This is a genomic window from Pseudomonas sp. XP1 (genome assembly GCF_053557675.1).
Genome location: NZ_JBNRIJ010000011.1, coordinates 150,166 through 158,283, shown reverse-complemented (window position 1 = coordinate 158,283; position 8,118 = coordinate 150,166). Strand labels below are relative to the sequence as shown.

The following is an 8,118-nucleotide window of genomic DNA, read 5'->3' as shown; positions in this document are numbered from 1 at the left end:
CGCTCCTGCAGGGGGCCGCGCAGGCACAGAGACGCGGTCCCCTGCAGGAGCGGCCTTGTGCCGCGAATGGGCCGCAAAGCGGCCCCAATTACCGATAACTCAGTACCGCGCCTGCCCCGGCACCCAGGCAGTCCCCGCCAAAGGCACTCGCGCCATCGCCGCAGCCTCCACGGTCAACGCCACCAGGTCCTCCGGGTCGAGGTTGTGCAAGTGCGACTTGCCACACGCCCGCGCCATGGTCTGCGCCTCCAGCACCAGCACCCGCAGGTAGTTGGCCAGACGGCGCCCGGCCTCCTCCGGGTTCAGGCGCCCGGCCAGTTCCGGGTCCTGGGTGGTAATGCCGGCCGGGTCGCGGCCGTTTTGCCAGTCGTCATAGAAACCGGCCGCCGAGCCGATCTTCTTCAGTTCGGCATCCAGCCGCGGGTGGTTGTCACCCAGCGCGATCAACGCCGCAGTGCCAATGGCCACCGCATCAGCCCCGAGGGCCATGGCCTTGGCCACGTCGGCACCGTTGCGAATACCACCGGAGACGATCAGCTGCACCTTGCGGTGCATGCCCATTTCCTGCAGCGCCTGCACTGCCTGTGGAATGGCCGGCAAGATGGGGATGCCAACGTGCTCGATGAACACTTCCTGAGTCGCGGCGGTACCGCCCTGCATGCCGTCGAGCACGATCACATCGGCACCGGCCTTTACCGCCAGCTTTACGTCGTAGTACGGGCGGCTGGCGCCGATCTTCACGTAGATGGGTTTTTCCCAGTCGGTGATCTCGCGGATCTCGGCAATCTTGATCGCCAGGTCATCCGGGCCGGTCCAGTCCGGGTGGCGGCAGGCGCTGCGTTGGTCGACGCCGATCGGCAAGGTGCGCATGCCGGCCACGCGCTCGGTCACCTTCATGCCCAGCAGCATGCCGCCACCGCCCGGCTTGGCACCCTGGCCGAGGACGATCTCGATGGCATCGGCCTTGCGCAGGTCATCGGGGTTCATGCCGTAGCGCGACGGCAGGTACTGGTACACCAGGTGTTGCGACTGGCCGCGCTCTTCCGGCGTCATGCCGCCGTCGCCCGTGGTGGTGCTGGTGCCGGCGATGGTCGCACCACGGCCAAGCGCCTCTTTGGCGTTGGCCGACAGCGCGCCGAAGCTCATGCCGGCGATGGTCACCGGTATCTTCAGGTGGATCGGCTTCTTGGCGAAGCGGGTGCCCAGCAACACATCGGTGCCGCACTTCTCGCGGTAGCCTTCCAGCGGGTAGCGCGACACGCTGGCACCGAGCAGCAGCAGGTCGTCGAAGTGCGGCACGCGGCGCTTGGTGCCACCACCGCGGATGTCGTAGATGCCGGTTTCGGCAGCACGCTGGATTTCCTGGATGGTCAGGCGATCGAAGGTGGCCGACTCACGCAGTACCGGGGGGAATTGCTCGCTCATGGGAATGCTCCTGAATCAGTACGCGCTGGCGTTGTCGACTTTGAAGTTGTACAGCTGGCGAGCCGAGCCGTAGCGTTTGAAATCGGCAGCCTTGTGGTCCAGGCCGGCCTTGTTCAGCAGTTCTTGCAGCTCTTGCAGGTGCTCGGCGCGCATCTCTTTCTCGATGCAGTCCGAGCCCAGCGACTGCACCGCACCCTTGACGTAGATGCGCACCTCATACAGCGAATCGCCCAGCGCATCGCCGGCATCGCCACACACCACCAAACGCCCCGCCTGGCCCATGAAGCAGCTCATGTGGCCGATGCTGCCGCCGACGACGATATCCACGCCCTTCATTGAAATACCGCAACGCGCGCCGGCGTCGCCCTCGATCACCAGCAGCCCGCCGTGGGCGGTGGCGCCGGCGGCCTGGGAGGCGCTGCCCTTGACCCGCACCGAGCCGGACATCATGTTCTCGGCCACGCCGACACCGACGTTGCCATGCACGGTGACGCTGGCCTGCTGGTTCATGCCGGCGCAGTAGTAGCCGGCGTGGCCTTCGATATCCACGGCCACTGCGGCGTTGATGCCCACGGCCAGGTTGTGCTTGCCGTCGGGGTGGGTCACCCGCCATTCGTGGTCCTGCACCTCACCGTGCAAGGACTGGTTGAGGACTCGCACCGAGGTGCTGGAAAGGTCGATCGTCTTCATGTGGTTCTCCAGTGGTTCGGTGGCAGGTCAGGCGCCTTCGCGTTCCCAGACGTACAGGGTGGCCGGGGTCGGTTCCCAGACCTTGGCGTTCTCGATGCCCGGCAGGCTGGCCAGCGCCTGGTACTCCGAGGCCATGGCCACGTAGTCATCGGTCTCGGCCAGCACGGCAGGCTTGCAGGCGATCGGGTCGCGGATCACGGCAAAGCCATTGCGGGTGCCGATGGCGAAGGTGAAGAAGCCGTCCAGGTCCTCCAGCGCGCCATCCAGGGCCTGGGCCAGGCTGTCGCCCTGCTGCAGGCGCCAGGTCAGGTAGCCGGCGGCCACTTCGGTGTCGTTGTCGGTCTCGAAGCAGATGCCTTCGCGCTTGAGCTCCTGGCGCAGGCGGAAGTGGTTGGACAGCGAACCGTTGTGCACCAGGCACAGGTCGGCGCCGGTGGAGAACGGGTGGCTGCCCTCCATGGTCACGGCGCTTTCGGTGGCCATGCGGGTATGGCCGATGATGTGGCTGCCTTTCATTCCGGCCAGGCCGAAGCGGCTGGAGATTTCCGCCGGCAGGCCCATGCCCTTGAGGATCTCGATGCTCTGCCCGGCGCTCATGATGCGCACGTCAGGTGCCAGTTCGCTCAGGGCATGGCGGGCCGACGCCTCGCCGGTGTGCACCTTGAGCACGGCGGCGCTGGCGTTCTGGAACCAGTCCAGCGAGCAGCCCAGGCGCCCTTCCAGCTGGCCCATCAGGGCCGCCCAGGGGTAGTTGATGTCAGTGGCCTGCAGGGTGAGCTTGACCCAGCCATCGGCCACTTCGTCGCCGTAGATGGCAAAACCGGCGCTGTCCGGGCCACGGTCGGTCATGGCTTCGAGCATGGGTTCGAAGAGCTTGCCGAGCTGGGCTTCCAGCTCGGGCTTTTTCAGGTACAGACCTACGATTCCACACATGTTGATGCTCCTTACTAGGCAGTGGGCAACCGTTTTCGTGCTGGCCGCCCAAGGGATTGGGGGCGGTCAGAAGAACTCGGTGTAACGCTGGATTTCCCAGTCGGAGACATGGCGGCAATACTCCACCCACTCCATGCGCTTGAGCTTGATGAACTCGTCGACGATCTCGCCGCCCAGCACTTCGCGGAACAGCGGATCGGCCTCCAGGGCGTCGGCGGCTTCCTTCAACGACTGCGGCAAGGTCTTGATACCGCGTGCGGCAATCTCTTCCAGGCTCAGGTTGTAGAGGTTCTCGTTGCACATCTCGCCCGGCTCCAGCTGACGGTCGATGCCATCGAGGCCGGCGGCGATGATCGCGGCGGTGACCAGGTACGGGTTGCAGCCAGCATCCGGCAGGCGGAACTCCAGGCGGCCATAGGGGATACGCACCATCGCCGAGCGGTTGTTGGCGCCGTAGGCGACAAACGCCGGGGCCCAGGTGGCGCCGGACAGCGAGCGGCCGACCACCAGGCGCTTGTACGAGTTGACCGTGGGCGCAGCGAAGGCGCACAGCGCCGGGCCATGGGCCAGCAGGCCCGCGGCAAAGTGGTAGGCCAGCTTCGACAGGCCCATGCCGCTGCTGTCGGACGGGTCATGGAACAGGTTCTTGTTGGTGCTGCTGGCCAGCGACAGGTGGAAGTGCATGCCATTGCCGGCGCGCTTGGGGTCGGGCTTGGGCATGAACGAGCAGATCATCCCCAGGTCGTTGGCGATCTCGCCGGCGGCCATGCGGAAGAAGGTGAAGCGGTCGGCCGACTCCATGGCGTCGCTGTAGGTGTAGTTGATCTCGAACTGGCCGTTGGCGTCCTCGTGGTCGATCTGGTAGATGTCGAAGCCCACCGGCTGCAACGCCTCGGTCAGCCGCTCGAGGAACAGCCGCGAGCGCGACAGGCCTTTGTAGTCGTAGCAGGGCTTGTCGAGGTTGTCGGAAGCGTCCACCAGTTGCAGCTTGCCCTCCTCGTCGCGGCGGAACAGGCTGAACTCGGGCTCAAGGCCGGTGTTCAGGGTCCAGCCTTTGTCAGCCAGGCGCTGCACCTGCTGCTGCAACACGTAGCGGCTGTCGTAGGGCCAGGGTTGGCCGTTCACGTGGCCTACACACACCACCCGGCCGTACCCCGGCTGCCAGGGTACCGGGATCAAGGTCGAAAGGTCGCCGCGGGCCATGAAATCGGGGCCGTGCGGTTCCATGCCCATGCCGCAGATGGCGAACCCGGCAAAGCCGGCGCCCTCCTCGGCCACCATCTTCAGGCCCGAGACCGGCACCGATTTGGTCTTCGCCGAGCCATGGATATCGACGAACTGCGCCAGCACGTACTTGATGCCGTGCTGATCGAGGGTGCGCTGGGTTTCTGCTGGCAACATGGGTTGGACACTCCTGAGCAAGGGGCAATGATTCCGCAAGAGAAACTTACTTTCCTCACAGGAATGCAATGCGCTTGCCAACTTCATTCAGGTGCAACCTTGTGTTGCCTGTTCGGGCCTCTTCGCGGGCTTGTGGCAGCGGGTTTACCCGCGAAGAGGCCGGCACCGACAACCCAAAACCAAGCAGATTTCCACGCTCCGTTTATGGGAAACTTGTTTTCACCCGAGGAAAGATGCGTCCACCGCAGCTGCCATTTCGCACTTTCCTAGTGCGAAAACATTATTCTTGAACTGAAACCGTGCAGGACATTCGATGCCAACCGAAACCGAACCGCGCCTTCGTCTGGAGCAGTACCTGGGCTTGCAGATCAAGCGCCAGCGCCAGGCCCAGTCCCTCAAGCTCGCCGACGTGGCGCGCATCGCCGGCATCAGCCAAGGCATGCTGAGCAAGATCGAGAACGCCCAGGTGTCCACCAGCCTCGACACCCTCAGCCGCCTGTGCGACGTGCTGGGCATGCCGATGGCCAAGCTGTTCAGCCAATATGACCAGCCCGACGGTAATGCCTTGTTGGTGAAAGCCGGTGAAGGGCTGGAGGTGGTGCGCCGCGGTACCGAGAAAGGCCACACCTACCATTTGCTCAACCACGCCAGGGGGCCGAAGAAGAACTTCGAGGCGTACATGGTGACCATGGATGACGCCAGCGAAGAGTTTCCAACCTTCGCCCACCCCGGCACCGAGTTCCTCCACCTGCTGGAGGGTGAACTGGTGTACCGCCACGGCAACCAGCTCTATCACATGCAGGCGGGCGACAGCCTGACTTTCGACGGCGAGACCCCGCACGGCCCCGAGAAGCTGGTGCAGGTACCCATCCGCCTGTTGTCGATCATGAACTACGGCGACGAGTGACACGGTGCAGCAAGGCACCCGCGGATCAACAGGATGCCAACCGCTGCACGCACAGATACAGGCGACTAAGCGCCCTCAGGCAGCAGACTGCGATCAAACATGAACGCCCGCTCCCCCTGTGGTGTGTATCGATACAACTGCTGCGGCCTACCCAGCCTCGGCTGGTTCTTCTCACCGGTATCACTCACCCACCCCAGCTCGCGCAAGCGCTCCAGGCGTTTGCGCAGCGAGGTGTTGTTCACCGCCTGCCCCAGGCAAGCCTGCACCGCACCTAGCGCATCCAGCACAGTGAACTTCTCCGCCAGCAGGTACAGCGGCAGGCTGCTGTACACCGTCTTCGCCGCCAGCCGCTCACGGGCGCGCTCCACCAGCAGGTTATGATCAAAGGGCAACAGCACCTTGCGCGCCAATACGCTGTCCAAGTCGAAAAACGCCAGTTGCTCGCCTTCGACGACCTGCCTCGGATCAAGCAATGCCAGGTAATAGGTGCTGAGTGACCATCCACGCGGGTCGCGGAAAGCATTGCCCTCGGTGCCCACCTGTTCCATGTAGCGAGGTACTACCTGGGTTTTCTCGCGCAGCGCGCGTTCGGCGGCAGCTTCCAGGCTGGTGTCGGGGGTGCGGCCATTGACGATCACCCCGGGCAGGGCCCACTGGCCGGCATGCGGTTCACGCTCACGACGGTGCAACAGCACCTGCAGATGCTGAGCTTCGGGGGCCATGCGCAGCGCCACGATATCGACGCTGGCCAGAACTTCTACTGCATTCACCGGGCGACTCCTTGTTCAAGCGCCCCATAATCCACCAGGGCATCTAAGTAAGGCAAGCAAAAAGCCTATTTCAAATGTCACTTGACACACTTAATACACCAGGTGAATTATGTAGCCATTCCAGCGAGGAGAACCGCCATGAAGATCGCCAGTTTCGATGTCGACGCCCAGAACGGCTTCACCAGCAATGTGCCGCAAGAACTGCCCGTCCCCGAGGGTGACGAAATCGCGGCTGATCTGAATACCATGGCCTTGCGTGCCGACCTGCGCCTGGGCAGCAAGGACGCCCACCCGGCCAACGCCGCCTGGGTAGTCGCCGACCCCGCGCACATGCTGCAGCCTTTGCAGCTGGCCAACGCTGACCTGACCTGGGTCAGCCACTGTGTCCCCGGCACGCCCGGCTTCGAGTTGCTGCCCGGCCTACCTGCCCCCATCGACTACGACTATTTCGTGTGGAAAGGCGTCGAGCCCGACCTGCACCCCTACGGCGCCTGCTATCACGACCTGGCCGAGCGCCGCTCCACCGGGGTGATCGAGTACCTCAAGGTACAGCAGGTGGGCGCGGTGATCGTCGGTGGCCTGGCCCTGGACTATTGCGTCAGGACCACCGCTCGCCAATTGCGTCAGGCTGGCTTTCGGGTGCTGTTGTACCTGCCGGCCTGCCGCGCCCTCACCCAGGCGGGCGCCATCGAGGCATGTGGCGCCCTGGCTGCCGAGGGCGTGATCCTCTGCGGCGACGAAGCCGCGCTCGACCACCAGCTCTCTCTGATCAAGGAAGACCGCCCATGAGCGACAGCGTTTTCGGTCCACGCATCATCCAGAACCTGCTGGACACCGACTTCTACAAGATCACCATGATGCAGGCGGTGCTGCACAACTATCCCAACGCCGAGGTGGAATGGGAATTCCGCTGTCGTAACGGCGAGAACCTCGCACCTTACCTGGCGGAAATCCGCTATCAGGTCGAGCAACTGGCCGATGTCAGCGTCACGCATGACCAGCTCGCCTACCTGGAGAAGATCCCGTTCATCAAACCGGACTTCATCCGCTTTCTCAGCCTGTTCCGCTTCAACCTGCGCTATGTACAGGTAGGCCTGGATGATGCCGGCCAACTGGCGATTCGCGTGCGCGGGCCGTGGTTGCACGTGATTCTCTACGAGATCCCGCTACTGGCGATCATCAGCGAGGTACGCAACCGCTATCGGTATCGCGAGGTGGTGATCGAGCAAGTCCGCGAGCGCCTGTATCAGAACCTCGACTGGCTGAAGGCCGCAGCCAGCGCCGATGAACTGGCCGGTTTCCAACTGGCCGACTTCGGCACCCGGCGGCGCTTCTCCTACCGGGTGCAGGACGAGGTGGTGCACATTCTGAAGCGTGACTTCCCGGGCCGCTTTGTCGGTACCAGCAACGTGCACCTGGCCCGCGAATACCAGCTCAAGCCGATCGGCACCATGGCCCACGAGTGGTTCATGGCCCACCAGCAACTTGGCCCGCGCCTGGTCGACAGCCAGGCTGCCGCGCTGGAATGCTGGGTGCGGGAATACCGGGGGCTGCTGGGCATTGCCCTGACCGACTGCATCACCATGGACGCGTTCCTGGGCGACTTCGACCTGTACTTCGCCAAGCTGTTCGATGGCTTGCGGCACGATTCGGGCGACCCGCTGGCCTGGGCGGAAAAGGCCATTGCCCACTATGAGCGGCTGGGGATCGACCCGAAGAGCAAGACCCTGATCTTTTCCGACGGGCTGGACCTTCCCAAGGCGCTGGGGTTGTACCGGGCGTTGCATGAGCGGATCAATGTGAGCTTTGGCATTGGGACCAGGCTGACCTGCGATATCCCGGGGGTGGAGCCGATGAACATCGTGATCAAGATGACAGCGTGCAATGGGGCCCCGGTAGCCAAGATTTCCGACAGCCCGGGCAAGACACAGTGCCGGGATGAGAACTTCGTGGCCTATCTGAAGCATGTCTTTCGGGTGGATTGAGGCCTGC

The 8,118-nt window shown here is 63.9% G+C and carries 8 protein-coding genes; 3 read left to right on the top strand and 5 right to left on the bottom strand.

The window, feature by feature from the left end:
• Nucleotides 1–99 precede the first annotated feature (99 nt).
• The 4 genes from ACK1U9_RS12940 to glnT all read right to left on the bottom strand — a co-directional run bounded on the left by ACK1U9_RS12940 (nt 100) and on the right by glnT (nt 4,449).
• Complete coding sequence (locus tag ACK1U9_RS12940) at nt 100–1,425, bottom strand: FMN-binding glutamate synthase family protein (RefSeq protein WP_085599135.1); 1,326 nt, start codon at nt 1,423–1,425, stop codon at nt 100–102.
• Nucleotides 1,426–1,440: 15 nt separating this feature from the next.
• Nucleotides 1,441–2,115 (bottom strand): GltB/FmdC/FwdC-like GXGXG domain-containing protein, encoded by a 675-nt coding sequence (locus tag ACK1U9_RS12935; protein ID WP_025338783.1) that lies wholly within the window; start codon nt 2,113–2,115, stop codon nt 1,441–1,443.
• A gap of 27 nt (nt 2,116–2,142) precedes the next feature.
• A complete protein-coding gene (locus ACK1U9_RS12930; RefSeq protein ID WP_085599139.1) occupies nt 2,143–3,048 on the bottom strand; it encodes a class II glutamine amidotransferase in 906 nt (301 codons plus the stop codon).
• Between the two features lie 66 nt (nt 3,049–3,114).
• Entirely contained in the window at nt 3,115–4,449 is a 1,335-nt protein-coding gene (glnT, locus tag ACK1U9_RS12925; RefSeq protein WP_046615251.1) for a type III glutamate--ammonia ligase, read from the bottom strand.
• Between the two features lie 313 nt (nt 4,450–4,762).
• Here glnT and ACK1U9_RS12920 point away from each other — a divergent pair, with 313 nt between their 5' ends.
• Nucleotides 4,763–5,356, top strand: coding sequence for a helix-turn-helix domain-containing protein (locus ACK1U9_RS12920; protein WP_046615250.1), 594 nt, complete (start codon nt 4,763–4,765; stop codon nt 5,354–5,356).
• Nucleotides 5,357–5,421: 65 nt separating this feature from the next.
• Here the strand turns inward: ACK1U9_RS12920 and ACK1U9_RS12915 are convergent, their stop codons facing one another.
• Nucleotides 5,422–6,126 (bottom strand): NUDIX hydrolase, encoded by a 705-nt coding sequence (locus ACK1U9_RS12915; protein ID WP_196183472.1) that lies wholly within the window; start codon nt 6,124–6,126, stop codon nt 5,422–5,424.
• Between the two features lie 138 nt (nt 6,127–6,264).
• Here ACK1U9_RS12915 and ACK1U9_RS12910 point away from each other — a divergent pair, with 138 nt between their 5' ends.
• Both ACK1U9_RS12910 and pncB read left to right on the top strand, forming a co-directional pair.
• Nucleotides 6,265–6,915 carry an isochorismatase family protein gene (locus tag ACK1U9_RS12910; protein ID WP_046615248.1) on the top strand — a complete coding sequence of 217 codons (651 nt, stop codon included), beginning with the start codon at nt 6,265–6,267 and terminating at the stop codon, nt 6,913–6,915.
• The gene (pncB, locus tag ACK1U9_RS12905; RefSeq protein WP_085599143.1) at nt 6,912–8,111 is read left to right on the top strand and encodes a nicotinate phosphoribosyltransferase; all 1,200 of its coding nucleotides are present in this window, start codon (nt 6,912–6,914) and stop codon (nt 8,109–8,111) included. Before ACK1U9_RS12910 ends, pncB begins: the two co-directional genes overlap by 4 nt.
• Nucleotides 8,112–8,118: the final 7 nt, after the last annotated feature.